Genomic DNA, 18,685 nt, shown 5'->3' with positions numbered 1-18,685 from the left:
CTGGCTCTTTATAGATATTCCCTGAACACACCCAATACCGGGTGATACAACCATTGCTCTGTTTCCTCCTCCCTGGACACTCTTAATGTGATTTCACCATACCGTCGCGACACCGCAGCCAGCTCTAGCTGCTTCATGTCCGCCAGCGCCTGTAATACCTCGGCATAATCAATAGCAATCCACGGCTCTACGCCATCAGCCACGGATAACGGCTGTTTGCAAAAACGTCCCGCAGGTTTTAACTCCCCGTTTTCCTGCATCAGGCAAAACTCAGGATCATCGCCTTCCTCTTCCAAACGCAAAAAGAAAGAAGCCTGAGGTGAAGCTCGCCGAAATGGCGTACGTTTCTGAAGTTCACCGTTCCAGGTTAAGGGCCGTCGCCACCACAACGCGGCGACCGCATCAGATTTGTCGCCTCCGTCCAGCAGCGCGGCACGCAACCGGGCGTGCTCCAGTGCCGCAAGAGCATTGCCTGGAATACCCGCAGCGATGCGCGGAATCGCATTCAGGGTGCGATAGCCCTCTTTATCGATCAGTTCATGGAGATCGTGATGAGGTAGCAGATGCTGCCCGGTTTCAAAACCGGGTCGGCAGTAGGCAACCTTTTCCCCACGAAGGGCGCGGACGTTGCGATCCAGAATTACCAGGTTTTCGCTCTCAGGAGCGATCTGACGATGGCGCTGAATACGCCCCGCAAACTGAATAAGTGAACGCATTGAGCTCGGCTCAATAATCCCCCAGTCGGCATCAAAATCGCGCCCGACCTCAAGAACATACGTTCCCAGCACGACAAAAAGATGATGCTGCTCCGATGACGTCAGCGCCTGCTTAACTTCGGGCAACTGCCAGACCAGATCCGGCTCGTGCCGCGTAAATGCACAATCGAGTCGTTTTTCAATCGCCGCACGCACCGCCAGCGGGTGCTGGCTGTGATAAACGCAATAATGAATGCAGAAGTTGTCCGGTGAGGGTAATGCCATCAGCGCTTGCGCGACGGCAACCAGCGGATTGATGTTGGCCATCCGCACCAGACCAAACGACACGGTTTTGCCGCTTTTGTGCGTGCTGTGATGAAGGCCATGCAGCGCGATAATTTGCTGGTGTAGCGTCTGTGCCAGCGCGGAGATAACATCTGCCGACCTTGAAGAGTGCGGCTTCACGGCAGCCAGTTTTCCCAGACGAAGCCGCGGCTGTTCAGGCAGACGTTTGATTCGCTGGCGAACAAAATCGTCATGCGCCCGGCGAAAATGCGCGTCGTCGGTCACATCCTGCGACTGCGCGCCATACTCATCAAACCAGGCGCAGCAGATGCTCATTGGTCTGTCAGACTGACCGCATGCAGCCTGCCAGGCTTTTCGCCCTTCCCGATAGGCTTCAAACAACGCTTCCGTTAGCGCGGGCGGTAGCGTCGCAGAGGAAAGCAGCACGCGAGAGCCGAGCATTCCCGCCCAGTTCATTAGCCGACAAAGGGCATGCAAATCATCGATGTCAAAATCATCAGGTTCATCAAGCACCAGATCGCTGGTCAGCAGGCGCAGCATGGCAGGGATCTGCCTGCCGCCGCGCACGCCCTCGGTTGCCGGCATCAGATGATCAATGGTTGTCACCAGCACCGGCGCGCTGACCAGACGATTAAGCGCGGGTTCTTTCGCCAGCCACTGCTGCGCCGTGCCGCCGCTCGTCGCGCCTTCGTAATGGACGTAATGATGGCTGGCAAAAAACGCTTCGTCGCTGGCGCTGTTGTTATCTTCTGCGTCGTTGCCCTGGTAAAGCTCCTTCACCGCCGCCGCGCCGGTCACGACGGCCAGAGTATCATCGTCGAGAGCCAGACGAGACTGCAACGCATGTCCCGTCTGAAGGGTTAGGGTCCGTAGCCCCAGCGCGACGCTGAAGCGGCATCCCTCCTGCTCGTCCGCCAGGGCGTACATAATCCGGGCGTTGGCAAAGGTTTTACCGCATCCGGTCGAGGCCATATTGACGCCAAAAAAGCCTTGCTCAGCGCTTTTTGCCCGTAGCGAAGAGGCAACGTCCCAGGCCCTGTTTTGCCAGTGAAAACGCGGATCTTTCGCCCTTTCCCGAAACGTTTTATGTCGGGCAATGGCGGGTAATGCGCGCCGTAAAGTGGGAAGAGAACGGCCCATCAGCAGAGCATGATGCGCCACGCACACGTTATGTTCATCCAGCTTTTGGTTGGGCTCGGGATTACTGTTCGCCCAGGTCTGGACAGCTTCGTCCTGCCATCCTGAATACGCAGGCTGCGACGAGTAAAAATGATCTGCCAGCATCAGCGACAGACGCGCAAGGTGGATAGTGAACAGGTTATCAAGCGATCCAAAGTTAAATAACGCGGGGGTATTCCTGATACGTTTGCCAATCTGTCGGGCTTTCTCGCGCCAGGTTTTACTTTTTAACGGCGTGCCGTGAGGGAATTTCCAGACATTCTTTTTATCACGCTCGGTCCATTTGGGTTTTTCAGATCGGTGATTCAGGGAGTTCCAGTCCGCATTCAGTTGTCGTTCAAGCCAGCCATCGCAGTACATTAATTGTGGCTCTGCCGAACGGGACTGCGGTAAACGGTGGTGCGACAGCATCAACCATGCCACTACTCGCGCCAGAGGGGGCAGGTTACCCAGTGGACTCCCGCTTCTTTCCGGCGTATCCATCGTCAGGGCTTTCAGCATACCTTTTTCGTCAGCTGACTTGAGATGCTCAAGCGATGCCAGCCACTGCGCATCGGTTTGTTGCCCTACAAAAGCCTGAAACAGACGCACCGAGATCCATTCATGCCGGTATGGCTGAAAACGATGCTGACTCTCTTTCAGCAGCGTTTGCTGGAAGCACATCCCTGCTTTTCCAAAATCGTGGAACAGACCGGCGATAGCAGCCAGCAACGCGATGCTTTCAGCGCTGTTCCAGCGGTGCTCATCACCATTCTTAAGCACATTTTTCGTGGTGCGATGGGTGGGAACGCGCCCCTGCGCATTGAAGCGACGAAGGTTTCCGACAATCCACAGCAGCTCTGTTTCCCCGCTTTTCTTCAGCCAGTGACAGGCCACCGCGGTGTTGCGCCGCGCCGTTTTACGCAAAAGTTTTCTGAGCGTGGTAACGCCATCCAGGGTTATGGTTGTCTGCCAGGCCGCATCGCCCGTGCGCTCTGCAAACTGGTCGATAATGCGACAGCTTTCATCCCGGGCGTTTTTCGTACATCGGGAAATAATGAGAACATTTATGGCGCGGTTACCGCCAGTGTCTGGGATGTTTCCTGCAACGTGGTAATCATCACATCCAGCGCGTCCGCCTGCTGAAAGGCATTAATGCAGCGCTGGCGAAACTGTTGATGATCTTCTCCTTCCATTGCGGCCATAAATGCCTGAGGCATGACCAGCGCGTCCTTTATTAAATCGGCAATATCAAAAACCAGCCCGCCGCGTCGGGTTTTGCCATGCATTACAGCCAGACCGTGCGGAATGCCCGTCACCCAGGCCGCAACAGCCGCCAGCCCGTAGGCCAGATAATTACCCTGGTCGAGAAAACGGTTTGCCATATCCACACCGCCTCCCCGTTTAGCTCGGGTAAAACTGCCATAACCCGTCGTCTGGCTGGTGAGTTTGTAGAGAGATTTCGTGAGCTGGGCTTCCTGGAGCATCAGTGAGGTGTGGTCCTGAGCCTTTTCCATGCCTTGTCTGGCACGCTCAAGCAGGATATTCAGTGCATCTTTATCTGGCTGAAAGGCCGTTTCCCGCTGCATACGCAGCCCTGTCCGCTGTTTTTCGATTTGCAGTAAACGGATAAACTGAAATTGTTTTGCCGCCTGCAAACGCTTTTCTTCGTTGAACCAGAATGACACCCAGTTCTGTAAATATCCCGTCGGACGATATTCACTCTGCGGACACAGCCAGGAGACATCAATATCCACTTCATTCGCTGAATAAAGCGGCGTGCCATCCGTGCCACAAAAACCGACCATCACCCCCGCTCGCGCGAACTCCCGCATTGCCATTTGCGTCACGGAGGTTCCCATGCCCAGCATCACCGCTGTCGTATTGGCGATGGGAATATTCCAGTAAAACGATTCTTTACCTTCCTGAGTGACGTATTCAACGCGTCCACCATTCACCTGAATACGGCATTTTTCAAGATAATAAATATTGGCGCGCTTTGAATGCAGAATAGTTTTTAAATCCGTGGGGGTGATGCTGTTTACAGACATATAAAGGGCTTTTAGTTCAATGCGTTGAGTGCTGGTATGTTATCGAACATAAGATGAGGACAAATGTGACGGGTATCAAATGAATAGTAATTACTGTAATAGACGGATGAAATCTGACCTTTCCTTTTGATTTATTATTTTTGTGGATAATATATATTTAGCAATATGATTGGTGTGTGAATAGGTTTTTTATTTAATTTAAAAAAAAAAGGGGGGGAGGTATGATGGTATTTAATTTTGAATAGATAGCGTGAATGTTTGAGCGGATTGAGTTTAGCTGTGCTGCTTGTACGGCAGTGAACAGCCACACTCTAACTATGTTTGCGTCGATGCTTTACTAAGCTGCCTGTACGGCAGTGAACGATGCGACGCAAGGTGCAGTAAACGAAGATGCTTTCTAAGCTGCCTGTACGGCAGTGAACAAAGAATCGCGATCGACGTCTCTGTGAAAAAATTTCTAAGCTGCCTGTACGGCAGTGAACGATGGTCGCTTCTACCGGTACACCGTTACAGATTTCTAAGCTGCCTGTACGGCAGTGAACTGAAAGAAAACCACGCCATCTTATTGTTTGAAAACAAAATAATCAACTTTCGCGCATAAAACCCTTTTTTCTGGCACGTAAGTTCGCCTTATATAAATCAATACGTTACGTAAACATCAAAAAAAGGGTCAAGCCAGAGGCGTTAGAGGCCTGCCCCCGACGCCTCGGATTCCACTCAGGAAATAATGTGAATTACCGATTCTGCACGTGGAGGCGCAACGACATCAGCGGCCATAGAATGAGTAATGTCATGCAGCAGTCCCGTCAGGTGCGGCAGCGTATCGTGGTTAAAATGCGATACCAGCAGCACGTGGTTTAACGCCCGGCAATAGTCACATTTCGTTTCTGTATCTTCCAGCAGCCACTCCTTTTGTCGCGGTTGTTCCGCTTCTTCCTCAAATTCCAGTATCTGAAAATCACGCATGGATTCTGTGAGGCCGGATTTTACCTCTTCCAGATAAGCTCCGAGACAGCGGCAAACAGGCTGCGTTTGTGGGAGCGAATGACAGTCGAGCAGGATTTCAGTAAGCAGGTTACAGCGTTCGGCAAGAGTTGGGAGATCGGGGTTGAGTGAAAGTTCGCTATAGAGCTGGGAGATAGACTGGTTTTCCATATTCATAATTTCCATATTAAAAGCTGAAAACTGCCACCAAAAACGCCAACTTTGGGTGGCAGACTGAACCGGTTTGGCGTACCGACCATATGGAAAATCGGCGCTTCAAAAGAAGCCCCGGTTCAGCCCACCATATTTGAAGATACGGATTATACCGTAGCTAAATAAAGAGTGAACGAAACAAGTGACGTTGCGTTAGCAACATCTTTCCATATGTGTGTAATCAGGACGCCAATCCCGGCACCTGATTTTGCAGGTGCGCCGCCATTTTATTACTGTGGATTTATCCAGCAACCAACTTCGAACGAAACTGGAAAGCGCCTCGCAAAATTCCTCTGCGCCCTGATGCCCTCACCCCGGCCCTCTTCCACGGGGAGAGGGAGAAAGGCAGGCATAAAAAAACCGGGCTATTGCCCGGTTTTTAGACCTACGTTACAAATCAGTGAGCCGCTTCCGGCTTGTGCTTCGCCGCACTCTGGAAATCGTACGTCAGCTCGTTCTTCGCTTGGTCCAGCGCCACGGTCACCTGGCCGCCGTCCACCAGCGATCCAAACAGCAGCTCGTTCGCCAGCGGTTTCTTCAGGTTGTCCTGAATCACGCGCGCCATCGGACGGGCACCCATCGCACGGTCGTAGCCTTTCTCAGCCAGCCAGTTGCGGGCCTCCTGGCTCACTTCCAGCGACACGCCTTTCTGATCCAGCTGAACCTGCAACTCGACGATGAACTTGTCCACCACCTGATGGATCACCTCGGTAGACAGGTGATCGAACCAGATAATGTTGTCCAGACGGTTACGGAACTCCGGTGTGAAGATCTTCTTGATCTCCTCCATCGCATCGGTGCTGTTATCCTGGTGGATCAGGCCGATGGATTTGCGCTCGGTTTCACGCACCCCGGCGTTGGTGGTCATCACCAGCACCACGTTGCGGAAGTCCGCCTTGCGCCCGTTGTTATCGGTCAGCGTTCCGTTGTCCATCACCTGCAACAGGATGTTGAACACGTCCGGGTGCGCTTTCTCGATTTCATCGAGCAGCAGTACCGCGTGCGGATGCTTGATCACCGCGTCGGTGAGCAGGCCGCCCTGGTCAAAGCCCACGTATCCCGGAGGCGCACCAATCAAACGGCTGACGGTGTGACGCTCCATATACTCGGACATGTCAAAGCGCAGCAGCTCAATGCCCAGCGCCTTAGAGAGCTGAACCGTTACCTCGGTTTTCCCCACGCCGGTCGGGCCGGCGAACAGGAAGGAACCAACAGGCTTGTGGTCATGCCCAAGGCCAGCACGGGCCATCTTGATCGCTTCGGTTAAGGCCTCAATGGCTTTATCCTGACCAAAGACCAGCATTTTCAGGCGATTGCCGAGCGTACGCAGCGTATCGCGGTCGCTCTGAGAAACGCTCTTCTCAGGAATACGCGCGATGCGGGCGACCACGGACTCGATATCCGCCACGTTCACGGTTTTCTTACGCTTGCTGGCCGGCATCAGGCGCGCACGCGCACCCGCTTCATCAATCACGTCGATCGCTTTGTCCGGCAGATGACGATCGTTGATGTATTTCACCGCCAGCTCCACCGCCGCACGCACCGCTTTCGCGGTGTAACGCACGTCGTGGTGCGCTTCGTACTTCGTTTTCAGGCCGTTGATGATCTGCACCGTTTCGTCAACAGACGGCTCGGTGACGTCGATTTTCTGGAAACGACGCGCCAGCGCACGGTCTTTCTCGAAAATGTTGCTGAACTCCTGGTACGTCGTGGAGCCCATCACGCGGATCTTGCCGCTGGAGAGCAGCGGTTTGATCAGGTTGGCGGCATCCACCTGTCCACCGGAGGCCGCGCCTGCGCCGATAATGGTGTGGATCTCATCGATAAACAGGATGCTGTTGGTATCCTGCTCCAGCTGTTTTAACAGCGCTTTGAAACGTTTTTCAAAATCACCGCGGTATTTAGTGCCCGCCAGCAGCGAACCGATGTCCAGCGAGTAGATGGTGCAGTCAGCGATCACTTCCGGCACGTCGCCCTGCACAATGCGCCAGGCCAGCCCTTCGGCAATCGCGGTTTTACCCACGCCAGATTCCCCCACCAGCAGCGGGTTGTTCTTACGGCGACGGCACAGAACCTGGATGGCACGCTCCAGCTCTTTGTCGCGGCCAATCAGCGGGTCGATACCGCCGACGCGAGCAAGCTGGTTAAGGTTGGTGGTGAAGTTTTCCATACGATCCTCCCCGCCTGCTTGCTCTTCACTGTTGTTGATCTGCCCGCTGGGATCCGACGCCTGGTTAGGCTCGTCTTTTCGCGTTCCGTGAGAGATGAAGTTGACCACGTCGAGCCGGCTGACTTCGTGTTTACGCAGCAGGTAGGCCGCCTGGGACTCCTGTTCGCTGAAGATGGCGACCAAGACATTTGCGCCAGTCACTTCGCTACGTCCGGAAGACTGGACGTGGAAAACCGCGCGCTGCAATACGCGCTGGAAGCTGAGCGTCGGTTGCGTGTCGCGCTCTTCTTCACTGGCGGGCAGCACCGGTGTGGTTTGTTCGATGAAGGCTTCGAGTTCCTGACGTAGCGCCACCAGATCCACGGAGCAGGCTTCCAGCGCTTCGCGGGCAGATGGGTTGCTAAGCAATGCGAGCAGCAGGTGCTCGACGGTCATAAACTCATGTCGGTGCTCACGCGCTCTGGCGAAAGCCATGTTTAAACTGAGTTCCAGTTCTTGATTGAGCATAGGCACCTCCCCCAATTTTATGCCTTATCAGGCCTTTTCCAGCGTACACAGCAACGGATGCTCGTTCTCCCTTGCATAGTCGTTCACCATCGCTACTTTGGTTTCCGCGACTTCGGCGGTGAAGATGCCGCAGATCGCTTTGCCACGATAATGAACGGTAAGCATCAGTTGCGTTGCACGTTCAACATCATAAGAAAAGAACTTTTGTAGCACGTCAATAACAAATTCCATTGGCGTGTAATCATCGTTCATTAACATAACTTTATACATAGATGGCGGTTTTAGCGCGTCGCGCACTTTATCTTCCGCCAGCTGGTCAAAATCCAGCCAGTCGTTGGTCTTACCCATGATGCATAACCACTTTGAATCTACCTCAGATGTTAGATAACAATCATCTATTACTGTCATCCGCGATGTCTGTCACAAACTGTTGCAATAGCGTTAACTGCCTCAAATTTTGGTTGATTATTGTCCCAACTCCAGCGCCAAACGCTTGACGGCGTCTTCCGATTCTCTAAATTGTACAAGCGTGAGTTGGCGAGGTTTTGAACAGCCCCCACTCCACCACCGGTTCATTCCATCTTAATTTATAAGATTTACGAAGGATGTCGAAGCATGGAAATGGGTACTGTTAAGTGGTTCAACAACGCCAAGGGGTTTGGCTTCATCTGCCCCGAAGGCGGCGGCGAGGATATCTTCGCTCACTATTCCACCATTCAGATGGATGGTTACAGGACGCTCAAAGCCGGGCAGTCCGTCCGGTTCGATGTACACCAAGGGCCAAAAGGCAATCACGCCAGTCTTATCGTGCCCGTTGAAGCAGAAACGGTTGCATAGCTCTCTGATTCATTGTGTACACCCCGCAGGCAAAATGCCAGCCCGATCGGCTGGCATTTTTATTTTCGGGTTATTCTCGCGCCAGCGCATCCACCGGATCGAGCCGCGCCGCGTTTCGCGCCGGCAGCCAGCCGAAAAGAATACCGGTGAAGGTGGAACATAAAAACGCCGTCAGGATCGCCATCGGCGAGAAGCCAATCTCCCAGCCCGGTAAGAAGAGCTGGAGCGCAAAGGCGATCATCATCGAGAGCGCAATCCCCATCGCACCGCCCACCAGACAGACCAGCACCGCTTCAATCAAAAACTGCTGGAGCACGTCGCTGGCTCTGGCCCCGACCGCCATGCGGATGCCAATCTCCCGCGTACGCTCCGTCACCGACACCAGCATAATGTTCATCACCCCGATCCCGCCGACGACCAGCGAAATCACCGCCACCAGCGTCAGGAACAGCTGAAGAGTACGTGTGGTCTTTTCCGCCGTTTTCAAGAGGCCGTCCATGTTCCAGGTGAAGAAATCCTTCTTCCCGTGGCGCAGGGTTAACAGCCGCTCCAGCTGCTGTTCCGCCAGCGCGCTGTCGTAGCCCTCCTTCACCCGCACGGTGATGGAGTTAAGCCAGGACTGCCCCATAATGCGCCCGGAAATGGTGCTGTACGGCAGCCAGACGCGCAGGATCTTGCTGCTGCCAAACATCGACTGCTTCTCCTCCGCCACGCCAATCACCGTGGCAGGCATGTTGCCGACCAGTATCACCTCGCCCACTACGTTCGTTTTATTGGGGAAAAGCTGCCTGCGCGAGTTGGCATCCAGCACCACCACCTGCGCCCTGCCCGCCAGCTGTTCGGCGTTAAAGGTCGCCCCTTCGCTGAAGGTCATGCCGTAGACGTTGAAGTAATCTCCGCTGACGCCGTTAGCGCTGGCCGCCACGTCAATGTTGCCGTAGCGCAGACGCAGATTTTGCGAGACGGCAGGCGTGGCGGAATTGACCCACGGCTGCTTCTGAATCGCCGCCAGATCGTCATACTTCAGCGCCTGCTGATACTGCGGCTCGTCGTCGCCAAAATCTTTGCCGGGATAGACGTCGATGGTGTTGGTCCCGATGGCGCGAATATCCGCCAGCACCAGCTGTTTCGCCGCATCGCCCACCACCACAATCGACACCACCGAGGCAATACCGATGATGATGCCGAGCATGGTCAGCAGCGTGCGCATTTTATTTGCCGCCATCGCCAGCCAGGCCATGGTCAGCGCCTCGCGAAAGCCGCTGGAGAACTGTCCCCAGCCGCCAGACGCGGGCAAGGCTTCCTTCGGTGCGGCCGCTCTGGACTGACGCGGCGGCGGGTTGCTGACAAGCTCCCCGTCGCGGATCTCAATGATCCGTTCGGCCTGTGCCGCCACCTGCGGATCGTGGGTGACGATAATCACCGTGTGCCCCTGATCGCGAAGCTGGTGGAGGATCGCCATCACCTCTTCCCCGGAATGGCTGTCGAGCGCCCCGGTTGGCTCATCGGCGAGGATCACCTGTCCGCCGTTCATCAGCGCGCGGGCAATGCTCACGCGCTGCTGCTGACCGCCGGAAAGCTGCGAGGGCTGATAATCCACCCGCTCCGCCAGCCCGAGACGCGTTAACAGCGCCTTTGCGCGCTCAAGGCGTTTTTTCCGCTCCACGCCCGCATACACCGCCGGCACTTCCACGTTCTGCGCCGCGCTCAGGTGTGAAAGCAGATGGTAGCGCTGGAAGATAAAGCCAAAATGTTCGCGGCGCAGCTTCGCCAGCGCGTCCCCGTCCATGGTGGACACGTCCGTGCCGGCCACGCGATAGGTGCCGCCGGTGGGTTTATCCAGACAGCCGAGAATGTTCATCAGCGTTGATTTACCCGAGCCCGACGCCCCGACAATCGCCACCATTTCACCGGCTTCCACGCGCAGGGAGATGCCCTTCAACACCTCCACCGGCCCGTCGCCGGACGGGTAGCTGCGGCGAATGTCATTCAGCTCAAGCAGCGCCGTCATTGCGCGGCTCCGGGCAGGCTTTCGCTGGTGACCACTTCCTCACCCGCCTCCAGCCCTTTCACCACCACCACATCGGTATCGTTACGCGCGCCAATCACCACTTCCCGCTCGCGGGTTTCGCCGTTGCGCAGCACTTTCACCTTGTAGCGGTTATCCCCGGCGGATTCGCCCAGCGCGGAGAGCGGAACCGTCAGCACGTTTTTCACGCCGGTCAGCTGAATATGCACCTGAGCGGTCATGTCCAGACGCAGCACGCCCTGCGGGTTTGGCACTTCAAAACGCGCATAGTAGAAGATGGCGTCGTTTACCTTTTCCGGCGTCGGCAGGATATCTTTCAGCACGCCCTCATAGCGGGTTTGCGGATCGCCCAGCACCGTAAACCAGGCTTTCTGCCCCGGCTTAAGGTGAATGACGTCCGCTTCGGACACCTGAGCTTTCACCAGCATGGTGCTCATGTCTGCCAGGGTCAGGATGTTCGGCGCCTGTTGCGCGGCGATAACCGTCTGGCCTTGCAGGGTGGTGATCTGCGTCACTTCCCCGGCCATGGGCGCAACGATTTGCGTGTAATCAAGGTTGGTTTTCGCCGTATCCAGCGAGGCCTGATTCCGCTTAATCTGCGCATCGATGGTGCCAATCTGCGCCTGCTTCACCGCAAGCTCCGTGGCGGCAGTGTCCAGATCCTGTTTCGAGATGGCCTGCGTTTTCGCCAGCGCCTGCTGGCGCGTCAGGGTGACCTGGGCAAGATTACGCTCCGCCTGAGCCTGAGCGCGCTGCGCGCGCAGCTCCATCAGCGTCGCTTCCACTTCGCGGATCTGGTTTTGCGCCTGCTCAGGATCGATCACCCCCAGCAGCTGGCCTTTTTTAACCTTATCGCCAATCTCAGCTGACAGGGTTTTAAGCTGGCCGCTGACCTGCGCGCCCACGTCAACTTTACGCAGAGCATCCAGTTTTCCCGTCGCCAGCACGTTCTGTTGCAGCTCGCCCGGACGGACAATCAGCGTTTGATACTGTGGCACCGGCGCGTTCAGCACCTTCCATAACCAGAATCCGCCCGCCAGCACCACAACCGCCAGCAGCAGAAACAGCTTTCTGCGTTTTCCCTTCAGGTTCATAAATATTCCAAATAGTTGTTCTGGCTACCATCAACGTTGATTTTATCTAAACCACTCCTCAACGAAACCCCCGATCCCCGTAATCGTCGGGAATTGTTTACCCGATGTTGATAAAGCGCCTGCTGAAATAGCGACATTCCACCAGAAGCAGGATCTAACATGTCTTCCATCGTCGATACACCCTATTCAACGCTGCCCCAGCCTAAATCGGGCTGGCAACTGTTCAAAAGCCTGGCATCGGGTTCCCTCACGCCGGGGCTGGCGTGGCAAAACCCGGCCTATCGACGTAAGTTTATGTTGCGCTCGCTGGCAACGCCTCTGACCACTGCGCGCCTGCTCGCAAACCTTGCGAAACAGCCCCGTCTGATGCAGCTTCTGCGCGTGCAGCCCGGTCTGCCGTGCCGCCTGCACCGACCGTGGCTGACCGTCAACATGGACCGTCAGCATACGCTGGAGGCCCTGAACGATCATTATCAGATGATGAACCGCCATCTACCGACGTCGCTGCTGAACGGCTACCTCTCCAGCCAGGGCATCACGCTGGTGACGTTAACGGGCAAAGAGGAGCAACAGTTTAGCATTCGCCTGAGCGCGGATGCATTTCTGGATAAAGAAGGGGAAGCGACCCTTACGTTTTGCGACCACGAGAACACGGTGCTGGCCGAACTGACCTTTACGCTGTGCAAATATGAAGGCAAGACAACGCTGTTTATCGGCGGAATGCAGGGGGCGAAAGCGCATGTCCCGCACGAGCACATTCAGCTTGCGACAAAAGCCTGCCACGGACTGTTCCCAAAACGTCTGCTGGTGGAAGCGGTCATGACGCTGGCAGACGCTTTCCCGGTCGAGCAGATCCTCGCGGTGAGCAACGCCACCCACATCTACCGCAGCTGGCGCTATCGCAAGAAAAAAGAGGGAAAATTGCTGGCTGACTACGACAGCTTCTGGCGCTCTCTTGGCGGACAGCAGCAGGAGAATGGCCACTTTGCTCTGCCTTTAACCATGCCCCGTAAACCGATGGAAGAGATTGCGAGTAAAAAACGGGCCGAATACCGCCGCCGCTATGCCCTGCTTGATAGCCTGATCCAGCAGGTTTCGCAGGCGACCGCCCGCTAATCTGCCCTCCCGCGCGCCAGCCAGAGCACGCGGGAGAACATTTTACGCAGCAGGGTCGGCACCGACTCCACGCCCCGCCTGCCCGCTTCCGTCGCCACTTCTATGGCCAAATCCGGCTTCGACGACCGCTGAATGGCTTTGGCAATCACCCGACGCATATTCATGGGCACGTCTACCGGGATCATCGCCACGCGGTGAAAAACGTCGTCAAATCCCTGGCGGTACATGAAGTGCTCCATGTCCATCGCGGGCAGCGTGGTCAGATGCTCCCGCTCCTCTTCACGATCGTTATTGAGCAGGCTGCGCACGGTCGCCGCGTATTTTTTCCCCGCCTCATCGCCGTCTACCAGCACGTGCCACTCGATCCCCATCCGGCGCGCAAATTTGATCAGCGGCTTTAAGCCGGACTGGGCAAATTCGATCACCTTGATCCCCTCGGCATCAAAGTGGTGTCCGCACTGGCGAGCCAGCTCGTTTATCACCCAGGTTTCGGTTTCCCCTTCCACCAGCAGCCAGCAGCGGGCAAACAGGGAAGAGGCGCGGTTAAAACGGATATGAAACGCAATTCGACGCCCATCTTCGGCATTTAACCCGCCGGGCCCGAGCCGATAGGCGGTAACGCGCGACGACTCACGCACCAGGCGGCAGACGTACTCTACCGGCGTCAGGGAGAGCAGCTCGCCGGAATTCGTGGTGGTGACACGCTGCAACGGCAGCAGATTCAGAAGATGCCACGCCACGGAAAGCATAATCGGGTGCAGACGCGTTTCCGGATCTTCCACCAGCAGCAGCGGGCGCGCGTCCCGATCCAGACGCACCGTCCCTTTCGCCTGTAAAAGTGTGGAGAAAAGTCCCAGCAGGATCACCCGATGCGTGCGCCCGCCGGGGCGGTCGATCATGCGGTTGATGATATCGAGATAGCGCCAGCTTCGTTGCTCATCGTGCGAGCGGCGGCGCATCAGGCGGTGGCGTGCCTGGCCCGTTCCCTGCTCGGAAAAGTAGTGCTCCAGTAATTGCACCATGGCAGAAAGACCCTGACGGATCTGGCCGTCGGTGAGGTTCTGCGGCCGCGAAACCAGTTCCCGGGCGAGAAAATCCAGCTCGCGGGCGGTCACCTCCACCTCTGGCATATTCGGCACGGTGCCGTTACGGATCTGCCGCATAAAGCGCGCGTCACGTAAGCGCAGCACGGGAGACAGGCGGATCAGATGGCGGGCAAGATCGTCAATCTGTTCGAGCGGGATCGGATTTCCCTTCTCATCAAGAAATTCACGCAGGGTTAATACCCCGTCGTTTTGCGCCATTTCGCCCTCAAGGCGATAGAAAATACGGTGGAAACCGTCTTCACAGGGCACCCAGCAGGGGGACATCGGACGAAAACGGCGCACGCGATGGCGACCGGGCTCGGATTCGCGGAAGGTCAGAATGATATGCAGATGTTTTTCTCGTCCGTTGACATCCCCCGGCGGAAACCAGAAGTCGTCATGAACGAAGTGGTACAAGTTCTCTTCGGGCGAAAGCAGCAGCGTCAGGGCATCCAGCAGGCTGGATTTACCCCAGGCATTTTCGCCTATCAGGACGTTGTTCTGTTCCAGCTGTAGTGACAGGCGGTTAATCCCGCGGAACCCGACAATCTCCACACGTTCGAGTAGCATACATCCCCCGCATTTCGGCCACTTTTTCCTTCACGTTATCAGCAGTATAGCGGCAGGCTATGTGTCACGACAGTAGAATATATGCCCGATTAATCATTGGGCCATGCGCGGTTCCCTCCGTTCTTAACAAGGAATGCCATCACATTGCCTTAAATCAAATTTAGTGAATTTATTTGAGTGGCGAAGGAAAGTTGATGGTTTCAAAATACTGGCTCTTTGCGTCGTCATCCCTTTATGACGATATAAACCGCGCGCAGAGCTGCGTGCGGAGGTTTATTTTTGAGGTGGTTATGTTCAGAAAATTAGCGGCAGAATGTTTTGGTACATTCTGGCTGGTATTGGGTGGTTGCGGTAGCGCAGTACTGGCAGCCGCATTTCCGGAATTAGGTATTGGATTTGTCGGCGTTGCGCTGGCATTCGGTTTAACGGTATTAACCATGGCCTTCGCCGTAGGGCATATTTCCGGGGGACATTTCAACCCGGCCGTTACGTTAGGCTTATGGGCGGGCGGACGTTTCCCGGCGAAAGACATTATTGGCTATATTATTGCTCAGGTTATTGGCGGTATTATTGCCGCGGCGGTGCTGTACGTAATTGCCAGCGGTAAAGCGGGCTTTGACGCAGCGGCCAGCGGCTTTGCCTCGAACGGTTTCGGCGAACATTCTCCGGGCGGCTACTCAATGCTGTCAGCCATCGTGATTGAAATTGTCCTCACCGCCGGTTTCCTGCTGGTGATCCACGGCGCGACGGACAAACATGCGCCTGCCGGCTTCGCCCCTATCGCGATTGGCCTGGCGCTGACGCTGATCCACCTGATCTCCATTCCGGTGACCAACACCTCCGTAAACCCGGCGCGCAGCACCGCCGTCGCCATTTTCCAGGGCGGATGGGCGCTTGAGCAGCTGTGGCTGTTCTGGGTGATGCCGATCGTCGGCGGTATTCTGGGCGGCGTGCTGTATCGCGCCCTGCTGGAAAAACGCGATTAATTAAGTGCGGCCTGTAATGTCGGGTGGCGCTAAAGCTTACCCGACCTACGTGAGTGTGCACTTTGTAGGCCGGGTAAGGCGTAGCCGCCACCCGGCTTTCTTTTGCCGCTTTACTGTACAGCCTTTATTGGGTAGTGTCTCTGGCGCTTAACGAAAACTCAAAAGGACCGGCTGTTCATGTTCTCAGGACTCCTCATCATTCTTCTGCCCCTGATTGTGGGCTACCTTATTCCGCTGCGTCATGAATCGGCCTTAAAGCTCATTAATCGTTTTCTCAGCTGGATTGTTTACGTCATTCTTTTCTTTATGGGGATCAGCCTGGCGTTTCTGGATAATCTGGCGACAAATTTACTTTCCATCCTGCATTATTCTGCGGTCACGGTCGTGGTTATTTTGCTGTGCAATATTGCCGCGCTACTGTGGCTGGAACGCACTATTCCCTGGAAAAATCACCACCATCAGGAAAAGCTTCCCTCCCGAATTGCGATGGCGCTGGAATCATTAAAGCTGTGCGGCGTTGTGGTGCTCGGTTTTTTACTGGGGCTGACCGGCTGGGCATTTTTACAGCACGCAACGGAAGCCAGCGAATATACGCTGATTTTCCTGCTGTTCCTGATCGGTATTCAGCTGCGCAATAACGGCATGACGCTGAAACAGATTGTCCTTAACCGCAGGGGAATGATTGTTGCCGTTATCGTTGTGGTCAGCTCAATGGCCGGGGGCGTGATTAACGCCTTTATTCTCGACCTGCCGCTGAAAACCAGCCTGGCAATGGCATCCGGGTTTGGCTGGTATTCTCTCTCCGGTATTTTACTGACCGAATCGTTTGGCCCGGTGATTGGCAGCGCCGCCTTTTTTAACGATCTGGCGCGCGAGCTGATAGCCATTATGCTGATCCCCGGTCTGGTGCGCCGCAGCCGCTCTACCGCGCTGGGCCTGTGTGGCGCTACCTCGATGGACTTTACCCTGCCGGTGCTACAGCGCTCGGGGGGGCTGGAGATGGTCCCTGCCGCCATCGTACACGGCTTTATTCTGAGCCTGCTGGTGCCCATTCTCATGGCGTTTTTCTCAGCCTGATACTGCTTTGGCGGTAGTGACCCTGCCGCCAAAATTGCGCTAAATCAATAACCCTCCACTTAGTACAAGAAAGCACTTTTCTCTGCTGTGGCACAGGCATAACCTTAAACATGTATCTCAAATATAACTTTAACAGGTGTGATTATGTTTTGTGTGCAATGTGAACAAACCATCCGTACCCCGGCAGGCAACGGCTGCTCTTACGCGCAGGGTATGTGCGGTAAAACCGCAGAAACGTCCGATCTTCAGGATCTGCTGATTGCAGCGCTACAAGGCTTGTCCGCCTGGGCCTTCAAGGCCCGTGAATATGGCATTGTCGATCATTATGTCGACAGCTTTGCGCCGCGCGCATTTTTCTCCACGCTGACCAACGTTAACTTCGATTCTCCACGTATTGTGGGCTATGCCCGCGAAGCGATTGCCCTGCGTGAAGCTCTGAAAGCGCAGTGCCTGAATGCCGATGTCAGTGCCCACGTGGACAACCCAATGGCGGAGCTTCAGCTGGTGAGCGACGACCTGGGCGAGCTACAGCGCCAGGCCGCAGAATTTACCCCCAATAAGGACAAAGCGGCGATTGGCGAGAACATCCTCGGCCTGCGTCTGCTGTGCCTGTACGGCCTGAAAGGTGCAGCGGCCTATATGGAACACGCGCATGTGCTCGGTCAGTACGACAACGATATCTACGCCCAGTACCACAAAATCATGGCGTGGCTCGGCACCTGGCCTTCCGACATGAACGCCCTGCTCGAATGCGCAATGGAAATCGGCCAGATGAACTTCAAGGTCATGAGCATTCTGGATGCCGGTGAAACCAGCACCTACGGCCACCCAACCCCGACGCAGGTCAACGTCAAAGCGACCGAAGGCAAATGCATCCTGATCTCCGGCCACGACCTGAAAGATCTCTACAACCTGCTGAAGCAGACCGAAGGCACCGGGGTTAACGTCTATACCCACGGCGAAATGCTGCCCGCCCACGGCTACCCGGAACTGCGCAAGTTCAGTCATCTGGTGGGTAACTACGGCAGCGGCTGGCAGAATCAGCAGGTAGAGTTCGCCCGCTTCCCTGGCCCTATCGTGATGACCTCTAACTGCATCATCGACCCTACAGTGGGCGCGTATGATGACCGCATCTGGACCCGCAGCATCGTCGGCTGGCCGGGCGTGAGCCACCTTGAAGGCGATGATTTCGGTCCGGTTATCGCCCAGGCGCAGCAGATGGCGGGCTTCCCGTACAGTGAAATCGAACATCTGATCACCGTCGGCTTTGGCCGCGAAACGCTGCTGGGGGCGGCAGATTCTCTGATTGACCTCGTCAGCCGTGAAAAGCTGCGCCACATTTTCCTGATCGGCGGCTGTGACGGCGCGCGCGGCGAACGTAACTACTTCACCGATTTCGCCACCCGCGTGCCGGATGACTGTCTGATCCTGACCCTGGCCTGCGGTAAGTACCGCTTCAACAAGCTGGACTTCGGCAACATCGAAGGTCTGCCGCGCCTGGTGGATGCCGGCCAGTGTAACGATGCTTACTCAGCCATCATTCTGGCGGTCACGCTGGCAGAGAAGCTGGGCTGCGGCGTGAACGATTTGCCGCTGTCGCTGGTGCTCTCCTGGTTCGAGCAGAAAGCGATCGTCATCCTGCTGACCCTGCTTTCTCTCGGCGTGACCAACATCGTCACCGGGCCGACCGCGCCAGGCTTCCTGACGCCGGACCTGCTGGCCATCCTGAACGAGAAATTTGGTCTGCGTTCCGTGACCAATGTTGAAGATGATATGAAACAGCTGCTGAGCGCGTAAGGAGTAATTC

Annotated in this window: 13 protein-coding genes and 1 CRISPR repeat array; of the genes, 5 read left to right on the top strand and 8 right to left on the bottom strand. The window is 55.8% G+C overall.

Translation table 11 applies throughout. The annotated features are described in order from the left end of the window. Window positions 1-8: 8 nt before the first annotated feature. From cas3f to clpS, 5 genes are all read right to left on the bottom strand, one after another. A complete protein-coding gene (gene cas3f, locus IM300_RS07380; RefSeq protein ID WP_193035961.1) occupies window positions 9-3,230 on the bottom strand; it encodes a type I-F CRISPR-associated helicase Cas3f in 3,222 nt (1,073 codons plus the stop codon). Further along, window positions 3,227-4,210, bottom strand: coding sequence for a type I-F CRISPR-associated endonuclease Cas1f (gene cas1f / locus IM300_RS07375; protein WP_193035937.1), 984 nt, complete (start codon window positions 4,208-4,210; stop codon window positions 3,227-3,229). The genes cas3f and cas1f overlap by 4 nt, the downstream gene beginning before the upstream one ends. 277 nt (window positions 4,211-4,487) lie before the next feature. After that, window positions 4,488-4,752: direct repeats of the CRISPR family, unit length 25 nt; unit sequence CTAAGCTGCCTGTACGGCAGTGAAC. A gap of 175 nt (window positions 4,753-4,927) precedes the next feature. Beyond that, on the bottom strand, window positions 4,928-5,371 hold the full coding sequence (locus IM300_RS07370; RefSeq protein WP_193035935.1) for a hypothetical protein: 444 nt from the start codon (window positions 5,369-5,371) through the stop codon (window positions 4,928-4,930). A 433-nt stretch (window positions 5,372-5,804) separates the two neighbouring features. Then, window positions 5,805-8,084, bottom strand: a complete 2,280-nt coding sequence (gene clpA / locus IM300_RS07365; protein WP_063449189.1) for an ATP-dependent Clp protease ATP-binding subunit ClpA — start codon at window positions 8,082-8,084, stop codon at window positions 5,805-5,807. 27 nt (window positions 8,085-8,111) lie between these two features. Beyond that, the gene (clpS, locus tag IM300_RS07360; protein WP_006174393.1) at window positions 8,112-8,432 is read right to left on the bottom strand and encodes an ATP-dependent Clp protease adapter ClpS; all 321 of its coding nucleotides are present in this window, start codon (window positions 8,430-8,432) and stop codon (window positions 8,112-8,114) included. A 267-nt stretch (window positions 8,433-8,699) separates the two neighbouring features. On the opposite strand from clpS, the gene cspD reads away from it, so the two are divergent. Further along, on the top strand, window positions 8,700-8,921 hold the full coding sequence (gene cspD, locus IM300_RS07355) for a cold shock-like protein CspD (protein WP_006809408.1): 222 nt from the start codon (window positions 8,700-8,702) through the stop codon (window positions 8,919-8,921). 70 nt (window positions 8,922-8,991) lie between these two features. Here the strand turns inward: cspD and macB are convergent, their stop codons facing one another. Beyond that, window positions 8,992-10,932: a macrolide ABC transporter ATP-binding protein/permease MacB gene (gene macB / locus IM300_RS07350; RefSeq protein ID WP_193035934.1), complete on the bottom strand. Its 1,941-nt coding sequence runs from the start codon at window positions 10,930-10,932 to the stop codon at window positions 8,992-8,994. Continuing rightward, window positions 10,929-12,044, bottom strand: coding sequence for a macrolide transporter subunit MacA (gene macA, locus IM300_RS07345; RefSeq protein ID WP_193035932.1), 1,116 nt, complete (start codon window positions 12,042-12,044; stop codon window positions 10,929-10,931). Before macA ends, macB begins: the two co-directional genes overlap by 4 nt. Window positions 12,045-12,203: 159 nt before the next feature. Between macA and IM300_RS07340 the strand changes: the two genes are divergently transcribed. Beyond that, a complete protein-coding gene (locus IM300_RS07340; protein ID WP_193035930.1) occupies window positions 12,204-13,160 on the top strand; it encodes a VirK/YbjX family protein in 957 nt (318 codons plus the stop codon). Here IM300_RS07340 and IM300_RS07335 read toward each other — a convergent pair. Further along, window positions 13,157-14,815, bottom strand: a complete 1,659-nt coding sequence (locus IM300_RS07335; RefSeq protein ID WP_193035928.1) for an ATP-dependent endonuclease — start codon at window positions 14,813-14,815, stop codon at window positions 13,157-13,159. The two genes, IM300_RS07340 and IM300_RS07335, sit on opposite strands and share 4 nt — an antisense overlap. Before the next feature lie 290 nt (window positions 14,816-15,105). Between IM300_RS07335 and aqpZ the strand changes: the two genes are divergently transcribed. The 3 genes from aqpZ to hcp all read left to right on the top strand — a co-directional run bounded on the left by aqpZ (window position 15,106) and on the right by hcp (window position 18,675). Beyond that, window positions 15,106-15,801, top strand: coding sequence for an aquaporin Z (aqpZ, locus tag IM300_RS07330; RefSeq protein WP_112792661.1), 696 nt, complete (start codon window positions 15,106-15,108; stop codon window positions 15,799-15,801). Between the two features lie 177 nt (window positions 15,802-15,978). Then, window positions 15,979-16,878 (top strand): lysine exporter LysO family protein, encoded by a 900-nt coding sequence (locus IM300_RS07325; protein WP_102750849.1) that lies wholly within the window; start codon window positions 15,979-15,981, stop codon window positions 16,876-16,878. Between the two features lie 144 nt (window positions 16,879-17,022). Then, a complete protein-coding gene (gene hcp, locus IM300_RS07320; protein WP_193035926.1) occupies window positions 17,023-18,675 on the top strand; it encodes a hydroxylamine reductase in 1,653 nt (550 codons plus the stop codon). Window positions 18,676-18,685: the final 10 nt, after the last annotated feature.

It is taken from the genome of Enterobacter cloacae complex sp. I2 (assembly GCF_014896205.1).
Taxonomy (GTDB): Bacteria; Pseudomonadota; Gammaproteobacteria; order Enterobacterales; family Enterobacteriaceae; genus Enterobacter; species Enterobacter quasihormaechei.
Note: the sequence above shows the minus strand (reverse complement) of the source record. Positions and strands in the feature narration are given on the sequence as shown.

Bases quoted from the DNA above. Each gene is read 5' to 3' on its own strand.
- cas1f (WP_193035937.1), bottom strand. From the start codon at position 4,210: ATGTCTGTAAACAGCATCACCCCCACGGATTTAAAAACTATTCTGCAT.
- IM300_RS07370 (WP_193035935.1), bottom strand. From the start codon at position 5,371: ATGAATATGGAAAACCAGTCTATCTCCCAGCTCTATAGCGAACTTTCA.
- clpA (WP_063449189.1), bottom strand. From the start codon at position 8,084: ATGCTCAATCAAGAACTGGAACTCAGTTTAAACATGGCTTTCGCCAGA.
- clpS (WP_006174393.1), bottom strand. From the start codon at position 8,432: ATGGGTAAGACCAACGACTGGCTGGATTTTGACCAGCTGGCGGAAGAT.
- cspD (WP_006809408.1), top strand. From the start codon at position 8,700: ATGGAAATGGGTACTGTTAAGTGGTTCAACAACGCCAAGGGGTTTGGC.
- macB (WP_193035934.1), bottom strand. From the start codon at position 10,932: ATGACGGCGCTGCTTGAGCTGAATGACATTCGCCGCAGCTACCCGTCC.
- macA (WP_193035932.1), bottom strand. From the start codon at position 12,044: ATGAACCTGAAGGGAAAACGCAGAAAGCTGTTTCTGCTGCTGGCGGTT.
- IM300_RS07340 (WP_193035930.1), top strand. From the start codon at position 12,204: ATGTCTTCCATCGTCGATACACCCTATTCAACGCTGCCCCAGCCTAAA.
- IM300_RS07335 (WP_193035928.1), bottom strand. From the start codon at position 14,815: ATGCTACTCGAACGTGTGGAGATTGTCGGGTTCCGCGGGATTAACCGC.
- aqpZ (WP_112792661.1), top strand. From the start codon at position 15,106: ATGTTCAGAAAATTAGCGGCAGAATGTTTTGGTACATTCTGGCTGGTA.
- IM300_RS07325 (WP_102750849.1), top strand. From the start codon at position 15,979: ATGTTCTCAGGACTCCTCATCATTCTTCTGCCCCTGATTGTGGGCTAC.
- hcp (WP_193035926.1), top strand. From the start codon at position 17,023: ATGTTTTGTGTGCAATGTGAACAAACCATCCGTACCCCGGCAGGCAAC.